This window comes from Paenibacillus dakarensis (assembly GCF_001373415.1).
Taxonomy (GTDB): domain Bacteria; phylum Bacillota; class Bacilli; order Paenibacillales; family Paenibacillaceae; genus Paenibacillus_AQ; species Paenibacillus_AQ dakarensis.
Genome location: NZ_CDSE01000036.1, coordinates 18,540 through 35,921 on the forward strand (window position 1 = coordinate 18,540; position 17,382 = coordinate 35,921).

The following is a 17,382-nucleotide window of genomic DNA, read 5'->3' on the forward strand; positions in this document are numbered from 1 at the left end:
TGTTTAATTAATAGATTTGAAGCTTGAAACCGATGTATATAGATGGAGGAATATCAAGATGTTGAATTATTTTACTAATAGGAGGAAGTAATATGAAAAAGGGAACTATAGTTGCTGGAATCGTAGTTCTTATTATTGTTGGAATGGCGCTTGGTGACGAGGATTCATCAAATACAGATACCAATGTTGTTAGTCAAAGCGATGTGATTGTGCAGGAGAAACAAGATAGCTCTCCTGTTGTGACCGACAAAGAAGAAGTTGAAACTGAAGAACTAACTGCTTATGTTGATGTTAATCAGATAGCGAGAAAATCTAAAGAAGAAGTAGATAAGATTTTGGGTGAACCAGTTAAGGTTGAGAAGTTTGATTTTGAAATGGGTCCAGAGTTCAAATCATATCCCGTAACCTTCGCTTATTACTTAGAGATGCTTGAAGGAGAAATGGGACGAGTTGAAATTATGTATGTTGAGGGTGGAGCTCATAGAATACAGGTTAACCTTGTAGGTGATGAATATTATAAGGGGGATGAACGGTATAAAAATCTCCCTTATGCTGGATTACCTGAGACAAAACTTAATCCTCCTGTAACTGACATACAGAAAGCACACTTTAAAGAAAATATATTTGGTTTTTTTAGGGTAACTGCTGCAGATTGGATGCTCACTGAAAACGGAAATGTTGAGATTATAACGGAGGAGAAATATAAGTAAAATATAGTTGCTCTGTTTCCTTGATTAATTAATAGGAAAATGAGATTGGCATACTGAGGTAAGGTGTTTGGACATACTGGCATAGATATGTGTCTGATTCATTATTAATTAATAGCAGATTGATGCTTAAAATCGTTGTTGAGGGAATGGGTATGGGATAGCTGAATTATTGATTAGATTATGAAGCGATAGGTAAAGAGTCTTGCCAGAACAAAGAAGGAGAGCACCTCCAATGGATTCGGCGCAATCCTTCTTTTTGTGATTAACAACTCTATTTTTACCAATGCACATTTAAACAAATATAAGTTACACAATAAAACAGAAGTTATAAGGTCGCTTACAACAATAATAAATTATAAATTCTTTTCATACATAAGTGTAAGGTCGGTGCTGTCATTTAGGTCAAGAATATAACTCCCTGACGTTCCATCTTTATAGTTAAAACTGTTTGTGTATATAGGTGCAAAAACTTGGTAAGATCCATCTGGTAATTCGCTAATATTCTTATATCCGAAAGATTCAGTATATATCGGGGAAATGAAGTCAAGGTAGATGATGATTATCATTTCCTCTATATTAAATGTATTATGAAGATCGCTTGCTACAGGTTCCACCAGATTATAAATGTGTGTCCGATCATATTTAGACATTTCAAGAGTTTGACGTAACTCATCTAGACCAATGTGAACTGCTAGAGCTAGATAGTCTCTATTTGAAACTGTGTAATTTACGCTATATGCTAAATCGGTACTAGTTAGAGTTCCATATTTTTTGGAGAGGAAAGTTGATATTTGTTCATTAGTGACAATCGAGGGTACAAGTTCGGGTTTGGTAATTGGTTTTGGAGTGATTACAACAGGCGTAGGTGTAGGTGTAGGAGCAGGTGCAGGTGTGTGTACAGAATTAGAGCTAGAGCTGGTATTAGAGTTACTATAAATGTCAATGACATTCCCGCTGTTTCTGACATTCATCGATGCCCCAGTGGATTCAATAACAAACCTCAAGGGTACAAATATTTTCCCTTCGATTATTATTGGAGCTACTTCTAATTTGACTAGGTTACCATTGACATAAGCTTTTTTGTTACCAACAGTGAGGATGATTTTAGTTCCATTCTTAACACCAGTGACTTGTTTTTTTTGTTGATCCCAAGTTGAACTAATGCCAAGCTGCTTGAAGACCGGTGTGAACTGAACAAGTGTGACGCCATTTTTTAAAACAGGATCTTGGTCAAACGATACGGTTTGACCATCGATAACTACATTTTTTCTGGCATCTGCACTAACGGTTGACGAAGCCAGGGCTAGCAGGATAGTGGTGATAATAAGTACTTTTTTCTTCATGAATTCAATCTCCTTTATTAAAAGTACAGTTCTCTTTATGTCTAAAGACTTAGTCAGTAGGTCTATTTTACCTTTTTATAGAATATTATTCCATATATTTTTTTGGCTTACGACCTCAAAAAACAAACAATCTCCTTTTCTTAATTTGGATCCTTTCTGCTTCCCCTCTTCGTTCTGAATTTTCAGCGATAAGCAATATTCGGCCTGCCATTCACCAACATCTATTAATTCAATAGGATCTTCTTTTAACCCAGATGACATCTAAGAAAAATAAAACAAGCCCTTGCTCACAGACAATGGGCTTGTTGTCTTATGTATCTCTGTTTAATCAAATGTAACTTTAAGCCATCTTAATATACATATTTTAAATACAAAAATTGGTCATAAAGACAACTTAATACGAAGAAATTGACTCTAATACTCCATTGTAAAAGAAAAGGCTATCTCGACTGTAATACCAAGAGTCAGAAGTAGATCGAGAACTGCGATAAGTACTTGTATCATCGGGAGCTCCCCAAGACATAAACACCTGTTCTTTGGTCATTCCGATAGAAATTTTACTGTTAGCAATATTGTCCCACACTTGTTTAGGCCAATTTGGATAAGAGTCTTTTGGATTTGATGAGTAAAAATAGTCGTGTATTGGTGATGATGGATATCCATACAAAGGTAGTTTAAGAGTCGCGCTGTTTCCATTTGCACGTTTAACCTTAATCACTAAGTTTCCATCTTTCAAATCTAAAGAGGTAAAATAAACTTTTTCAATATTGTGTAATGGACTTGAGTATGGAAGTCTGTTGGAATTCGCCCAATAATATCTCCCTGCGAAGCTAGCCTTTACTGCTTCGTATTGAATATAAAGACAGAAAGATGAAGGCTCTATTTCAAAAACTGTTTCTTCTACTGTTTTTCCGTCATTCAGTTGGATCGTAACATAAGTCAATCCAAATCCGCTGTATTTAAGATCCACAACCCATCCTGTTTTGTTGGTATCGTAAATAAAAACTTTTGAACCAAGATAGTATTTGAGTTCTTCAGGAACTTTAGTTAAGTTGTTGATAATTTTATTGGACTTTGTTTGACCGTTTTTGTTATTCCAAATAAAAACTGAAGAGCCATCTGAAATGTATTTAGCCGAATAACCTGTGATACTTAAGAATTCCTTTAAAGTTATGTACGTTGAATTTTTGTATATTTGGGAGTTTTTTTTGTCGAAAAAGAAGTTTCCTGTAGATGAGGTAACAGTAATGCTTTTACCATAAGAAACTGCAACATTGTCGAAATCATCGAGTAAACGAACGGGGACATACAGATTGTCATCATTAGCAAGATAAGTCTTTTGCTTCAATACTTTGATTTTTCCATTAATAAAGACTGCAGTCTCTTGTGGTGCATAAGAATTCGCAAGATCATGTCCTTTTGCTGCATCTGTTGGTGCAACAAAACTAAAAAAGATTGCGAACACCAAAAATAGACCAAGAAAATATCTAACGCTGTTTCTCATAATTACCTCCAATATTTGGAATACGGCTATATAGTATCATACTAAACAAATATTAAACAGAGATATCTTGATGAAAGAACTATGATATAAATGAGGGGAACACAGACATTCGCGTAGTTTAACCTTTGTTAGATGCTGTAACTTGAAATATAACCTCCGTGTGGAGATTGATGTGCTACGCTGATTTTATGGAACTGTCTTCCAGTTATAACTTTTAACTATCCCCCCATGCTGGATTTTTTGGCGAAGTCGTTAGATTAGGGTATACAGACAAATAAAAAAGCCCTTTAACTAGGGCTTAGTTTGCTGTTGATTCTTCATATTCCTTTACTCTTCTATAGAAGGTGTTAGGCTTCATCTCCACTCTTCTCATGGCTTCTACTGCTGTTATATTACTTTCCTTCCACTCATCATAAGCCTTTATGAAGTCTTCATTTATGGCTTACTTAATTCCTCGAAGATTCATCAATATCCATAGAGAAACTTAATGAGCCGTCACGTGTATTTTACCTGCTATATTAACGACATTAAAACATTATCATAATGCTCGTTTTACTTTAGCTTAGACATAAGAAATATGCAGAATGCTGATCAGCCTTTCAGGGGGATTTTATCCACTCTGTAGTTCCCTATCATATGCCCCAAGCATCGTTACGCCTCCCACTTGAACAGCACTGTATTGCTGAAACTCCTCACCCTTGACATGTAACTCCTGGATGATTTCCGTAGCTCTTGAAATTACCTCATCAGATGCTAGTTCGTCATCACTGATTACGGTTGTCGTATAAGTAGTAACGCCCGGTCCATTTGCCTCTGTTACATGAAGTCTTATAACAACATTATAGGCATATCTGATGGGCATGTATGTATCAAATTTCTCGTAGTACATCATATCTCCTCCCGATTTGTATCTAGCCTTATCCCATCCACTTTAAACAAAGTTTCACTGTTAAGATCAAACATCTCGATCAATTTGTTTATGCTCGTTGCGTTGGGTAACTTCGATGCATTCTCCCACTGGGAGATAGTCGTCTTACCTAAAGATAGTAATTTACCAAACTCCTGCTGTGTGAGGTTTTTCGATTTTCTCAAAGCAATGACATTGGCTGCGACAATTGATCTAATATCGATGTTGTTGGGCATCTGTTTTCACCTTTTGCTGAAATGTACGTTTTATCTTCCTTTATCCAAACAAAGTTTTCTTAGTAACTTCTATCAATAAGGTTTTGGTCAATTCAAACGGCAAACTTAAAAAGTCCATCCCCTTTTTCTTTGCTATTTCCTTAGCCTTACTAACAACAACTTCATTCCTGGCTGCATCCAGAAACTCATGCCCCTCCCATGTAATGCCTCTTACATGGAACTCATAAGGGTTTAGTCCGCCTGTGGCTTCAACAAAACCAGCATCCTTCAAAAGTTTAACCTGATACTGCACCATTTCGCGTTTTTCTTCGCTGTCGCACCCCTCAATTTCCACAACGATGCTATTAGTTGCTGTATTGTGTTCTTCGATATACTTTAAGACCTTGATAATCAAATCCATATCACGCTTCATACTAACACCGCTTCCGGTAAAATATTTGTTTCATGCTAAACATCCGTTAGAGTAACACTTACTATTTTATTTTTATAGTCACGAGATTCTAAATAAACTTTGTTGCTCTTCTTAATTTGATTAAGCGTATCCTGGTCATTACAATGGTAAACCAAACTCACAGATATTATTTCTTTTGGCTTGATGTTTATAAGACCAAATTTATCTCTCCACATTGATGCAGCTGCATATCTTTCAGTAGACTTGTCTTCTGGATCTACCGACAATTTTTTGTGTTTACCATTATAGAATGCTAATTTCACGTCTCTAAGAATTTTTGGGGTGTCAGATGAGTTGTAAATTTCTAAGGTAAGTTCGATTCCAAAGAAGTTTGCCCCATATTTGTTGTCAACATTTTTATTAACTTCTTGCCCCCAAGAATCTCTTTCTCGTATCTCATACCCAATATCCAATGATTTTTTGTAAAATTTAAGTTTACCCATTTTCTTAAATATTTCTGTAAGTATTAGCGTCATCATTACGCCAAGTAACGCCCCAATTATTCCTTCGAACTTTTCTACGACTAGAAGAATTTTGTCCATTTAAAAGCTCCTCAGTTTTCAAAGAAAGTCATATTTTACTTAGATTCATGTTGTCACCCGTTTGATGGCTCCCTCGAATCTTTCAGGTTAATCCGTTCTAACGTTGTCGTTAAATGGCCCTTGCCAAACACCTTTAAATCTCTTGACTCAAAATTTCGAATCCTTTCCAAACGAGTTTCTCTATTCCCCCAAAAAGTAGCTACATTTAAACAATAATCAACAGGAAACTTATATATCAATCGATCTTCATTCATCATATTTACCATATGATCGTCTGAAAAATTATCTTTATTACCGATGCAAACAAATACTCTAGTAGTATCTAAAGCTCTAAAACAATCTATTGGTAATAGTCCACTTTCCAGGCCCCACAATAATTGATTTATTGGTACTTGTTTACTCCAATGTTGTATTATCCTTCCTTTTATATTGTGAGCTATTCCAATATAAATTTGACAATAATGATCTAAAACCATAATGTAATACCCTGGAACACCATTTACGGAGCTAAGGTCTATAATTTCGGTGAAGTTATCCGCTTCTACTAACTTATTTAGTTCCTCTTTAAATTCACCCCGAGACAATGATTCGAAATATTTCATGTTAAGGTCAAATTTAGCCAGAACCTTCCCTACCTTATTCTCCAATTCTTCAAAAGAAGGTCTAGTAACATCCTTAGCACTTACGCTAATATAGTTATCAACAGTTAGTTTAAATCCACCTTCTTTATTGTATAGCTTTACCCCAAAATGTGTGGTCATTTATATACCAACCTCCAATCCCAACCATCTCCAACTCCATCTCGCTAATTTTATTACTTACTTCTCAGCGTAATGTAATCTTTTAAGTTCCATGACTTCTCCTACTAATTCTACGAATGCATTTTTTCTCTCCCATCTTGTTTTGTTTGTAATGTATTCAATGTCAACGGATGGGAATTGTCGTTCGATGAGTTTTATAATTATTTCAGATGAGTGATACATTAGTATAGGTAAAGTGCGATACAGGTTGCCCCAATGTTCATAGAGTTCTTCCTCCCCATTAAAGACAAAGTTCAAATTATTAGACTTGGTTTTGTAGTGCTTTATCGTTGTAACGATATGGTTAGCACGATTCCACATTCGTTCCAAGCCATGTGCGGCTTGTTTAGAATATCTTAATTCATAGATGAAATCATGCTGTCCTAACTGGGTATCTCCTATAATTTCAGCCTTCTTTATAATGTCTCGTTTTTTCTCTTCACTCATTTTGTCTATTGCAATCTTCTCGGAATTTTCATTGTGAAAGTTAGATATAAAGTCGTCTTGGTCACTAAGTATCCATTCCATAAGCAGAAGATTATCTTTGAATGGCTTTCTTAACAGAGAGTATGCTACATTCATTTTTCCTCTCTCTGAACATGTAAGTGCTTCGTAGATAAAATGGCAGAAATCAATCGCTACCGCTAACAGCACCTGATTGATCTCATACTTTTTCATTAGGTCGCTATGTCCCCTAGATTCTAACCAGTTCCACAACAATACACCATCCAAGCCCTCATCTATCACATCATCTGAATTTAACTTGATACTCATACTGTTAATTTCAAGCGATGATGCCTCGGATGAAATATAAGCTATAAGATCATGAAGTTCAAAAATGTAATTATGTATGCTTTTAAATTCCATCGGGATAATATTTTTTCGCATCTCAGCGTCCTCACATTCTGAATGAAAGACTCATTTTATGTTTTCACCGTCATTGTAACCTTCTGTATATCCTTCTTTAAAAACATCATTTAACTGCTCACATGTCTCCGTGGCTAACTGTTCTTCTAGAAGCACTAATTTTAAGGTTTGACCAATTATCCTGATCTAAAATCCTGCATTTACCATCAGCTCGTTTAAATGCTCTATACTTCATTAAAATCCTCCTTTTAAATGAAAGAATTGTTTCAATTTGAAATTCTACATTTAGTTTTTAATCTTAAATATATCTTCATAATTTTTATCGTGAAATTGCCTATAAAAAATAAATTTTTTCTCTCGATCAGAATCGAATATAGACATTAGTTTAATCTTCTTAAAAACTTTTGTGATTTCAGAATCAACGCTCTTTTTCCTAAAGTGATTCGATGAATAATCTCTTTCAATGTAAACAATAAATTCGCCTTTTGCTATATCTTCTATCTTTTCTTTTTTTTCGAAGATATAATATCCATCTCCATATACATTAACTAGCAATGCGTAAGCATTACTGAAATCATAAAAATAGCTAGGCATTTATCCTCACCCCTTCTCGTCTCTCATTTTCTTGAATAAAAGTAAAATTTCATATCAATGTTTACTGACTATAAGTTTAGATATTAGATAGTCGAAAAACAAAATACATCTTAAAGAATTTAGTTTATATCCATAATGAGTGTCAGCTCCATGCAATATTGCGTGTCTACTTAATGGAGACCTGATAATTTGTCCATGTTGAAATGAATCGAGTACACAATCTAAATAAAATAACTTTACAGCATCATCTAATGAGAATTTTCCTGTTTCACTCAATAGCTCACTTGCTACTCTCTTTAATTCTCCCTGGGAAACAAAGCCTGTTAAGTTCCCTCTTTCTACTATGACCCCTTCTATTTGGGGTAGCAAAGTTGAAATTGAGCTGAAGTAACGACCATCTAAATAATTCATTATTGCTTCTTTGAGTATACTAGCTCTACTTTTTAACCACTCAATTTTAGTCCACTGTTCCAAATACTCAGAGATTTTTTTATCTGGATAATTTTCTATTATTAAATGCTCGATTGCCATCTTTGTAGTTTCTTCATCGTTCTCTTGATTAAATCTATGCATGTCTCTGAAGTTTGTATAATCCATATCATGATGGGGTGGGAAGTTTAGCATAACCATTATTTTCTTGTATTGCTGAAAGTCCTCTGACGCTTCTTTTAGTAGCTCAGAAAATGATCCAAATGTCTTTTTCATTAAATCTTGTTGTTGCTTGATTAGCCGTATAGGTCCATCCAATATGGCTGCTATATATTGTTGATGTTCCCTCCAAACTCTTAAAGGGTCCCCAATCAAATTCTTGAACTCTTCTTGTTGCCGTCTTATTTCATCAATTGGACCAATAAGTGCGTTTCGTATTCTCTCCTGTTGCTCCCTGAAATCTTTAAAGGGATCATTCCATTGATTATTCATTTGTAACTCCCTCATTAAATTGTTGTTTCACATTTTTGTAGTTCAAAAATCTTATAAAATACCTACCGCTGATAACATGGTATATTATCCCTAGGGGAAATCAAGAAAAATCATTGCTCATATATTCCCCTTTTAATTCCACCTTCTCATCACAAAAAGAAGCCCCCATTCGGATGCTCCTTACTCTATCTTTTACCCGCTTCCCATTTATGCCCACAATTTAAGCATGTGATCATGGTTTTTTGCTTCCAATTACACCGCCTAGCATTCCAACAGGCCCTAAAGCTAAGCCTCCTATAGCTGCTTTACCTAAACCAAATCCTTTATCACCAGTTGCAAGCTGTGCTGATTTACATTTTGCACATTTAATTTATTTTGGTTCATAATCTGCAGGTTTATCACATCTCATTCAACAGTTTAACTTACACCCAACCCATACCCCAATCACTAACATCGATTCTAAGCTCCAATTCCTTTGTTTGAACAAAGAAATTACAACATAGCTCCCGTCCAAGGTATAAACACCCGCTTTAACATATGGCTAGTCAGATTCATTGTAATTTATAAGAAAGTTTGACCACTCAGCATTATACGGATTTATAATATGTAGATTGTTCTTAACCTTACCCTTAATTAAAGACTAAAACAGTTTTGCATTTAATTGAATGAAGATTTCCATAATGTAGGGAATTTAGCATTGATATATGAATACTAGAAAAATCACCGACAACAAAAAAACACAATATATAGTGTCAGATAAGAAAACCAACGACTAAATACAGTTGCATTCTCATTTATTGCCATATATAATATTATATTAGCACTCAATAGATGCGACTGCTAATAACGAATAGAGAGGGGTCAATTATTATGAACACAATACAGATTTGTTACGATTTGAAAGATGGGTCAGAGGAACAATACAACAAGTTGATAATGGGCATGCATACGCTTGGCAAAGCTGAACATGTACAATATTCTGTTTGGGTAGTGCAGACGAATATGACTGATATTCAAGTCAGAGACCGTCTAAGTATCTATTTAAAGCACAATGATAGTTTATTTATTACTGTCATTTCGTCTTTTGCTTCTATTAACGTTCCAGCCAAAGCAACAAATTTAATTACAAACACATGGAATCAACCTAAACTTGTAATCAATCGTTCAATACCGAATCCCCCCCCTAGAAACAGAGCGATAAACCCATTGAGAAAAACTTATTAAATTATAAGGAGGTACTTATTATGTCTTTTAAATTTGATTTGGATTGGGAAACTAGTGAGTCGGCTGGAGCTGGAGGAATGTTTCAAGTCATCTCTATTAAAGATGATGACAATAATGATGTGACTGGCCAATATAAAATTAACCCTGGGAAGCACTACTCTAACCTTGAAGAGGTAGTAGAGGATATGGGTTTGAATCCCACTACAGTTGATTACGAAGAAGATGTTTAGAACATGTAAGAGAAGGTCAAATGACCCTCTTTTTTTAATTTAACTGTTCTGCAGCTGTTGTACCAAGATTGCCGGATGATGCAAGCTGTTGGATCTGAGGGATTAATGAGTTTAGTTTAAGGAGGCGTTTTGTAGTACGTATATTTTCATGCAGTAACTTCGCTACATCGCGCTGAGTTTTTAATTCGGCATTATGCCTATTACCACGCCCTTCAACATAAAGTCCTTTGGTCTTCCAATAATCAATGATAAAAGTGGCTATTCTACCTTTCTTCATTGGATCACTTTCAGCTTCACCTCTACGCTCAATGTTCTCAGCGATAAGCATATATTCTGCTTGCCATTCATCAACATCCTACAACAATATCGTCATTAATGCCTCGCCAGATAAAGAAATGATGCTAATTTGCAAAACCCTATTATTTATTTCGAAACTAACCTGTGCACTCGGATCAATATTAGAGAGAAGCTCCTTTAGTATTCCTATTTTTCGGATCAGTTCCTGAATGTCCATGACAGCTCCGATCTAGTAAGTTTCTTTCCAGACTGACATTATTTTATGAGCCTGTCAATTATCAAAGTCTCTACATCGCTTATATCATTTCAACTAAAAAAAGCCGCTAATTAGCGGCTTAAGAAGGCGAAGCACGAAACATGTACTTACTGCCTGCAATCTGAAAAACATCCCCTTCTTGCAGCGGATACTCTTTATAAGGAACCATCGGTTCCCCCTTGAGAATCGTTCCATTCTTGGAACCAAGATCCTTGATTTTATAACCAGACGCTCCCCGGGAGACTTCGACATGTGCACGGGAAGTGCCTACAATCTCCGTTACGTATTGAGACACCTCGGGTGAGCGGCCTATTATAAAATAAGCTTGGTGCAGTTCTACCCGCTCGGGGACACCACTTACACCCTTCTCTGAATGAACGACTTCCAAAAATGCACTGGGCCGCTGTGAAACAGATCCTCCTGCTCCATGACTCTTCGGCAGCATCTTCGGGTTCAGAAGCACGGTTCCTCCATCTCCGGAAGGTGACAACATTTCTGTTCGCTGTGGTAATTGCTCGTAATAATCATTAGAAGAAGGGAGAAACTCTTTGAGATTGCCTTGATCCTGAGAGTCAGGACCCATCACTGGTAAATTCCGAGGTCTAAGCTCTTCATCAAGAGAAGAAAGTGGTGGAGGGGACTCCCTCTCCCATCTCCATTCTTCATAAGATATTTCTTCATTCTGAACCGCTTCCTTTGATTTGCCCCCAAACCATCCGGTCAGTTTATCCACTTGAAAACGGAAGGACCTGTGACTCTTATTCTGACCCCCTTCAACTTCAAGCTCGCCCGAATCAAACATCGGCATTGCATCTGAGTAATCCTCAGCTCTATCCGATGTTCTTCCGATTTTCCCACTCCAGCCCATTAGGGATACCCCCACGATTACAACTGTAGCAAGAATGGACATGATCAGCATGCTGCTTCCGGGATTATTCAGATAAAGGAACCTCCATACCAGAGCCGAACCAAGCAGTCCACCTAGAAGCCAGTAAGTTTTTAGCGGGGATGTATTTTCCTTTTCCGGTAACTCCTCATCTGCCGGCATGAGCCATTCCGGCTGCTTCCTGGATAGAAATGAGGGTCTATCCGGGGGCTCCTCTGAGCGGTCTGCCGCAACTTCATTCCGTAAAGCCGCTTCACTTCGCACCGTCTTTTCGCTGCCCGAATGTGATTTCGTTGCATCTGTCGCTCTTCCAGGTACAGGTTCAAGCATCTCACGTCTCTCTTGTCCTTCTTGTCCTTCTTGTCCTTCTTGTCCTTCTTGTCCTTCGCTCGCCAACCAATCAATTAGCATTCGTTTCAGACCTGGCAGATTAAAGCCATCATCATTGCAGTATTGCATCAGGCTTTGCACACCATTACCTTTCAATTCTGATACGAAGGACACAAGGCGTGTCAGAAAGCCCTTAAATGACTGCCTTACAGAATCCGGCGGAGACTCTATCTTATCCAGTGGAACATAGGTCAGATACAGCTTGCCCAGATGGAGGGAGCCCTCGATAAACATATAGTCCTCTTCCAAAATGTACTGTGTAGGCTTAAGCATATACATCGAGCAATCATTCAGTGCTGCAGCAACCTGAAGCAGAAGTCCATAAAACTCCGTAAGCGTCAGCTTCTCGCCTCGAAGAGCTTGAGAGAGCATTCTTTTACCAGTGATGTTATACTGCAGTGTTACGTTATAATCCAGTTCCTTCGTATGCATGGGTAAAAAATGAGGAATACGGGAGGAGCGGATCATCCCGAGTTGAACCTGACTGAGATGGCTGGACATCAGCCCCTCTGGTAGGTCCAGAACCATAAAGGTTCCTCCCTGCTCTACAAAATCCCGAGTCAGCCCGAACAAGCTTCATCCCTCCTACAGATAAATATTCATATAGGTATAAATCGTACCGGGCAGGACCGCAGTCATGAAAGGAAACCGCAGGTGCTCATCTTTACCATTGTTCCAGAGAGTTAAGTTTCTAAATATAAACACGCCTGCAACACTGCCTGCTATTTTCCTCAGTCTTTTGAGTGCTTCTCTACGCCACAGCACAATAAGCAAGCCGATTAATCCTGCAAACAGAACGGAGTATACAACCGCCTGTAGTGTAAACCAAAGTCCGCACCATGCCCCAATCCCGCCAAATAACTTAACATCTCCTGCGCCGACTGCACCTATAAAATACATGATTAATAAAACAACAAAACCACCAACCAGTCCTTTTACAGAGAACAACATTCCTTCCCATCCGCTTGTCGCACCATGATATATCAAGCCAAGCAGCATCGCCGGCATCGTCAGCAGATTTGGAATTTTCATAGACCGGATATCGATAATAAATGCTGCACCTAAATAAACCGCACATAACGCCAAGGCAAGTTCCATAGCTTACTGCTCTCCTTCTTCACGCAGATACCATCACTGATTACTGTCTTTCGACAACTGTAAACATTACTTCCATCCGTTCGCCGTCTGCCGTTTCAATGACAAAAGGCCACGTGCCCGGTGTTGTGTTAAAACCCACATTCCACTCCCATTCGATATAACCGTTCTCATCGGCCGTCTTCCAGCCTAAATACTTTGCCGTACTCTTCCCGGATTTATAATAGACGGACATTTGAGCGGACGTTCCCGGCTCGACCTTCACCTTGACCTTCGCCTGCTTGCTGGCGATTGCAGGGTCCGGCTTTTCCAGCAGCTCAATCCCGCTTTCCTTCCCCTCGTCTCCGCCAGTACCGCTTCCCCCACCTTCTCCCGTATCTCCAATCCACAGCCGTTCCTGTGATTTCGCCTGCAGGACTATTTTTTTATTCAGAAAGGGAACCTTAATCGGCAGTTCATAACTGACCTCAATTCCAAAGTAAGGATGCTTCCCGCTCTTCAAATTAGGAACAGAAACATTAGATACATGAATCCGGTCGTAATCCAGCAAGCTTTCCGGCATAAACGGTTTTATGATCGGCTTGATCACAGGATCAAGAATAGCTTCTGCTGTCTCGTTCTTTAACTGCTGCAGCGGTTCATCGCCGGTAGCCGCAGCCTTCATGATCCACTCATCCAACGGAGAAGGCATGGAGGAGCTATAATGTGAAGCCCAATCCTGAAGTGATAGCTTCGGTATTTCCCAATGGGAACTTTGATTTTTCTGATCAGGGTTACCGGTGTTAACGTCGTTTCCTTTATTAACAGCGATGGACACAGGGTAAATATGCGAAGTAATTGTCTTCACCGCATCGGATACGGTACTGTGAAGCGCAGTAGAAATCAGCGTCATCTGAACGATATAAATGAGGAAGATAACGAAAAACATAAACATAGGCAGAACAATAGAGGCTTCGACAACCATACTGCCCTGTTCGGACTTCTTAGATCTTCGATTTCGGTTCATCCCCATATGTACAAATAGCTTCATAAATAAACTCCTAATAGGAAAAATCCGCTGAACGAGTAATCAAGTAACGGTTCCCCTCCACTTGGTCGGTGCTCTCACCCAAAACCGTGCCCAGCATCCTTGTTATTCCAGGCAAAAACCACAATCTCATTCCCGTAACCACTTCACCGGATGCATACGTTCCCCGATCCGCCGGATTCACGCCTGTATGCATCCTGATTAATGCCAACATACGGGACATCTTCTTCTCGTTGTTGCTATGAATAAACATGAACATCCGCAAATGATCCCTGTATGATATTTCTACAGGCATATATTTGGAGAGCTGGATCGAGCCCTCTTGAGTCAGCCGAATCATGTCCTCTATAGCTTTCTCAACGCCATACAGAATAGCTGCCGCCAGAATAAGCAGAGGGTTTCCCATTTTACTATTCACAACAAAGCCTTCCATGGTCCGGATAGCAAGCCTGGAGGCGAATATCTCTCCGTAAGCCGCTGCGATATTACCTGAGGGATTATGAAATCCGTACAATATGTATTCGACCTCCTGCTTCTCCACAGCAAACTCCTGGTTTAAATTCTGCGCTGAAGCAGGGTCCTTCAGAACCTTTTCTAACTGGGTAATGTCAAAATGCTGAAAATAATGAACAGCATATTCATTTTGATAAAGCTCGTCCCTTATTCCTGACAAAAGATTCCCCATAGAGCCATATGCATCATCCATGTCATCCATCGAGGATTTACCGGCATCATAGGGATCACTCTCCAGAGCTCTCCCTTCACTTACGCCCGTTTCTCCGTTGTTAAAAGCTACACTTTCATCGTAATAACGTTGAAGCTCCCGGAACTGATCCATAATCTCTTGATTCTTTGGGCTTGCTCCGCTTAATGCCTCAACAATTTTAGCTGCTTCCTTCAGCTGGTTCTGAGCCTTCTTCTCCGTCTCCTTTCGCTCCGCATCAGAAGAACGAAACTGCTCCAACATAGCAAGCTCTCGGTCCAAAATATTCTCGCTTCCAGAGACTCCATACTTTCTAAGGTAATCCTGGAGCGCATCACTCGCACTTATCACAGCCCCCTTCATACCGGATCCTCCCATAGAAGAAAGCAAGCTTGAGATTCGTTCATTGGCTTGCACCCAGCCCCTCCGTTGAGCCGATATTTCATCCCCAAGTCCATTCAATACTTCGTCAGTATGAATCAGCTTCTCTGCTTGCCCGCGAATCGACCGAATGATGTCTGCATCCCCGGCATTCGAACCGTCTGAGCCTGGTGTATGATTATTGGTTACTTGGTCATACCCCTCCGTCTCAGATCGGGCTTCTGCATCCTTGATAACCTGCTTCATTTCTTCATTTATTGCCCTTGCTTCTTCCAGCAGCTCATCAGCTTCTTTAAGCAGCTTGTCCTGCTCTTTCTGTATCTTCGCGACTTTTTGGAGCATATCTGATGTTACGGAAGAAACATCACCCAGATAGGCCGCTATAAGAAACGTATACAGCTTTTCCTCATCTGCCGGACGTGCTGCATCCTCCTGCATCTTCAGCAAATAATCATTGTACTGGGCAGCTGCGTCTTCCGCAGTGCGAACAGAGCCTCCTAATGATTCATCCTGAATACTTGATCCCGGCGGGTTCATAACCAGTTCAGCCAGCTTCTGCACGTTCTTCCCTGCTTGACGCTGTTTTTCAAGCATTTCATTCAGGGCCGCTTCGCGTTTGTCATATAACTTTCTCAGCTTTTTCAAAACATCCATGGCATTGGAAGCTTCCTTCATCGACTGAGACAGCGGTTTATACTTATTCACAAGCTCCAGCGTAAAATCAATCGGTGCTTTATACTTCATATCTTCACTGATCTGCCGATTGAAAATATCATACTTGCCAAGAGGACGCTCCAGTGTAAGTCCCGAGCTGTCAAGCTCCAGAGGAAGCAGATGAAATGCATCTCCCCTCTCTCCGGGACTCAAGTTGTCATTCAGCATTTTGCCCATGATGTAGTCTCCTTCGCTCTCCCCGAATGCAAACAGCCCATACTCCTGCTGAAGCTGCGGATCATAAGAGGACATCACAGAACGGACAGCAGCCCGGGCCAGTCGTTCACTCTGAACCTTCATAGCTGCAACTCTGGCGAAATCAATGAATACCGCCACAAATATAAACACTGCCGATAAGGCGATAATTAAAAATATGGAAACAGCTCCATCCGTGGAGCCTCCTCTAAACTTCTTCCCTGCCCTTTTATCGCACCGATTTATCGTGATCATCGACCTCCATACCTCTGCAGCACTTCGGAAGCTGTTCCAGCATCGGTACGATTTCCATCTGCACGCTTAAATTTCGAACCATAATATCGCATCAGCTCAACAGTTCGAATAAACTCGACCGGATCTGCTATAAAAGAGTGACTGCTAACTTCAAGGTCTGCTCCCCCAGATATTACCTTTTCCAGTGGAGCTATCGATGCAGGCCAGGATAAGGTCGTGCTTACTTTCCGCAGTAATACTTTATTGTCATACTTCATTTCTCCCTCCATTCCATCAGGCACAGATTCTGCCCCTTTGGTCATTTTCACGAACGGGAGGTCACTGTCTGACGCTGTATTAGGAATAGTTATCGTAGGTGAAGATGATTCGCTTCCTAGACTAAATAGTGAAGCAAGCAGACGATCATCAGTAAGCCTCCAGTAGAGAGGGTCATAATTCCCTTCTGCCATCCTTCCGGTGTGTGCATCCTTTTTGCTGTTATCCCATATAAATGCCGTACGTTCTGAAGCAGCGGACGAGGCTTGTACCAAAAAGGATTTCTGATACACATACAGGCATAGAAATAACAGCATTGCCGTGACCAGCAGTACAATCGGAAGAACAAAGGAGGCCTCAACGGTAAAGCTGCCATCACTGCTCTTCCATAGCCGGCGTCTATTTCTATTTAATGAAATCATTAGCTTTAGTGTTGACGTTATCAAAGAGTCTCTTAACCAGTTTAAAAAGCTCATCTTTAAAGAAAAGAGCAATAATCAGAATTACCACAATAATTAAAATCATCTCAAGTGTTCCAATACCTTTCTCGTCCTTCCAAAAAGACCTCATTCCATTACGGAGAAACCTCATCATCTTCA

Annotated in this window: 20 protein-coding genes and 1 pseudogene; 3 read left to right on the forward strand and 18 right to left on the reverse strand. The window is 39.4% G+C overall.

Annotation, left to right across the window (positions count from 1 at the left end; all coding sequences use genetic code 11):
* Positions 1–92 precede the first annotated feature (92 nt).
* Entirely contained in the window at positions 93–710 is a 618-nt protein-coding gene (locus BN1234_RS09795; protein WP_054956483.1) for a hypothetical protein, read from the forward strand.
* A 353-nt stretch (positions 711–1,063) separates the two neighbouring features.
* Here BN1234_RS09795 and BN1234_RS09800 read toward each other — a convergent pair whose 3' ends face one another.
* From BN1234_RS09800 to BN1234_RS09845, 11 genes and pseudogenes are all read right to left on the reverse strand, one after another.
* Positions 1,064–2,053, reverse strand: coding sequence for a stalk domain-containing protein (locus BN1234_RS09800; RefSeq protein ID WP_054956484.1), 990 nt, complete (start codon positions 2,051–2,053; stop codon positions 1,064–1,066).
* 394 nt (positions 2,054–2,447) lie between these two features.
* Positions 2,448–3,557 carry a hypothetical protein gene (locus BN1234_RS09805; protein ID WP_054956485.1) on the reverse strand — a complete coding sequence of 370 codons (1,110 nt, stop codon included), beginning with the start codon at positions 3,555–3,557 and terminating at the stop codon, positions 2,448–2,450.
* Between the two features lie 298 nt (positions 3,558–3,855).
* A pseudogene (locus BN1234_RS22740) lies at positions 3,856–3,996 on the reverse strand (recombinase family protein); the annotation flags it as partial.
* Between the two features lie 171 nt (positions 3,997–4,167).
* Complete coding sequence (locus BN1234_RS09810; RefSeq protein ID WP_156337187.1) at positions 4,168–4,449, reverse strand: hypothetical protein; 282 nt, start codon at positions 4,447–4,449, stop codon at positions 4,168–4,170.
* Entirely contained in the window at positions 4,446–4,700 is a 255-nt protein-coding gene (locus BN1234_RS23080) for a helix-turn-helix domain-containing protein (RefSeq protein ID WP_054956487.1), read from the reverse strand. Before BN1234_RS23080 ends, BN1234_RS09810 begins: the two co-directional genes overlap by 4 nt.
* Positions 4,701–4,740: 40 nt before the next feature.
* A complete protein-coding gene (locus tag BN1234_RS09820; RefSeq protein WP_054956488.1) occupies positions 4,741–5,112 on the reverse strand; it encodes a DUF2513 domain-containing protein in 372 nt (123 codons plus the stop codon).
* A 35-nt stretch (positions 5,113–5,147) separates the two neighbouring features.
* Positions 5,148–5,693 (reverse strand): hypothetical protein, encoded by a 546-nt coding sequence (locus BN1234_RS09825; RefSeq protein ID WP_054956489.1) that lies wholly within the window; start codon positions 5,691–5,693, stop codon positions 5,148–5,150.
* A 53-nt stretch (positions 5,694–5,746) separates the two neighbouring features.
* Positions 5,747–6,454, reverse strand: coding sequence for a hypothetical protein (locus BN1234_RS09830; protein ID WP_054956490.1), 708 nt, complete (start codon positions 6,452–6,454; stop codon positions 5,747–5,749).
* 57 nt (positions 6,455–6,511) lie between these two features.
* The gene (locus BN1234_RS09835) at positions 6,512–7,381 is read right to left on the reverse strand and encodes a hypothetical protein (protein ID WP_054956491.1); all 870 of its coding nucleotides are present in this window, start codon (positions 7,379–7,381) and stop codon (positions 6,512–6,514) included.
* 264 nt (positions 7,382–7,645) lie between these two features.
* Complete coding sequence (locus BN1234_RS09840) at positions 7,646–7,954, reverse strand: hypothetical protein (protein WP_054956492.1); 309 nt, start codon at positions 7,952–7,954, stop codon at positions 7,646–7,648.
* A 54-nt stretch (positions 7,955–8,008) separates the two neighbouring features.
* Positions 8,009–8,875: a hypothetical protein gene (locus BN1234_RS09845; RefSeq protein WP_054956493.1), complete on the reverse strand. Its 867-nt coding sequence runs from the start codon at positions 8,873–8,875 to the stop codon at positions 8,009–8,011.
* Between the two features lie 870 nt (positions 8,876–9,745).
* On the opposite strand from BN1234_RS09845, the gene BN1234_RS09850 reads away from it, so the two are divergent.
* The gene (locus BN1234_RS09850; RefSeq protein WP_054956494.1) at positions 9,746–10,099 is read left to right on the forward strand and encodes a hypothetical protein; all 354 of its coding nucleotides are present in this window, start codon (positions 9,746–9,748) and stop codon (positions 10,097–10,099) included.
* Between the two features lie 20 nt (positions 10,100–10,119).
* The gene (locus BN1234_RS09855) at positions 10,120–10,329 is read left to right on the forward strand and encodes a hypothetical protein (protein ID WP_054956495.1); all 210 of its coding nucleotides are present in this window, start codon (positions 10,120–10,122) and stop codon (positions 10,327–10,329) included.
* A 34-nt stretch (positions 10,330–10,363) separates the two neighbouring features.
* On the opposite strand, the gene BN1234_RS09860 is transcribed toward BN1234_RS09855, so the two are convergent.
* The 7 genes from BN1234_RS09860 to BN1234_RS09890 all read right to left on the reverse strand — a co-directional run bounded on the left by BN1234_RS09860 (position 10,364) and on the right by BN1234_RS09890 (position 17,377).
* Positions 10,364–10,657, reverse strand: a complete 294-nt coding sequence (locus BN1234_RS09860; RefSeq protein WP_054956496.1) for a hypothetical protein — start codon at positions 10,655–10,657, stop codon at positions 10,364–10,366.
* A gap of 304 nt (positions 10,658–10,961) precedes the next feature.
* Entirely contained in the window at positions 10,962–12,731 is a 1,770-nt protein-coding gene (locus BN1234_RS09865) for a DUF6382 domain-containing protein (protein WP_054956497.1), read from the reverse strand.
* A 12-nt stretch (positions 12,732–12,743) separates the two neighbouring features.
* Positions 12,744–13,256: an A24 family peptidase gene (locus tag BN1234_RS09870; RefSeq protein WP_054956498.1), complete on the reverse strand. Its 513-nt coding sequence runs from the start codon at positions 13,254–13,256 to the stop codon at positions 12,744–12,746.
* Between the two features lie 40 nt (positions 13,257–13,296).
* Positions 13,297–14,283, reverse strand: coding sequence for a TadE/TadG family type IV pilus assembly protein (locus BN1234_RS09875; protein ID WP_245640140.1), 987 nt, complete (start codon positions 14,281–14,283; stop codon positions 13,297–13,299).
* Positions 14,284–14,293: 10 nt separating this feature from the next.
* Positions 14,294–16,528, reverse strand: coding sequence for a TadE/TadG family type IV pilus assembly protein (locus tag BN1234_RS09880; protein ID WP_054956499.1), 2,235 nt, complete (start codon positions 16,526–16,528; stop codon positions 14,294–14,296).
* Positions 16,525–17,229, reverse strand: a complete 705-nt coding sequence (locus tag BN1234_RS09885) for a TadE family protein (protein WP_245640141.1) — start codon at positions 17,227–17,229, stop codon at positions 16,525–16,527. The genes BN1234_RS09880 and BN1234_RS09885 overlap by 4 nt, the downstream gene beginning before the upstream one ends.
* The gene (locus tag BN1234_RS09890) at positions 17,189–17,377 is read right to left on the reverse strand and encodes a Flp1 family type IVb pilin (protein WP_054956501.1); all 189 of its coding nucleotides are present in this window, start codon (positions 17,375–17,377) and stop codon (positions 17,189–17,191) included. The genes BN1234_RS09885 and BN1234_RS09890 overlap by 41 nt, the downstream gene beginning before the upstream one ends.
* Positions 17,378–17,382: the final 5 nt, after the last annotated feature.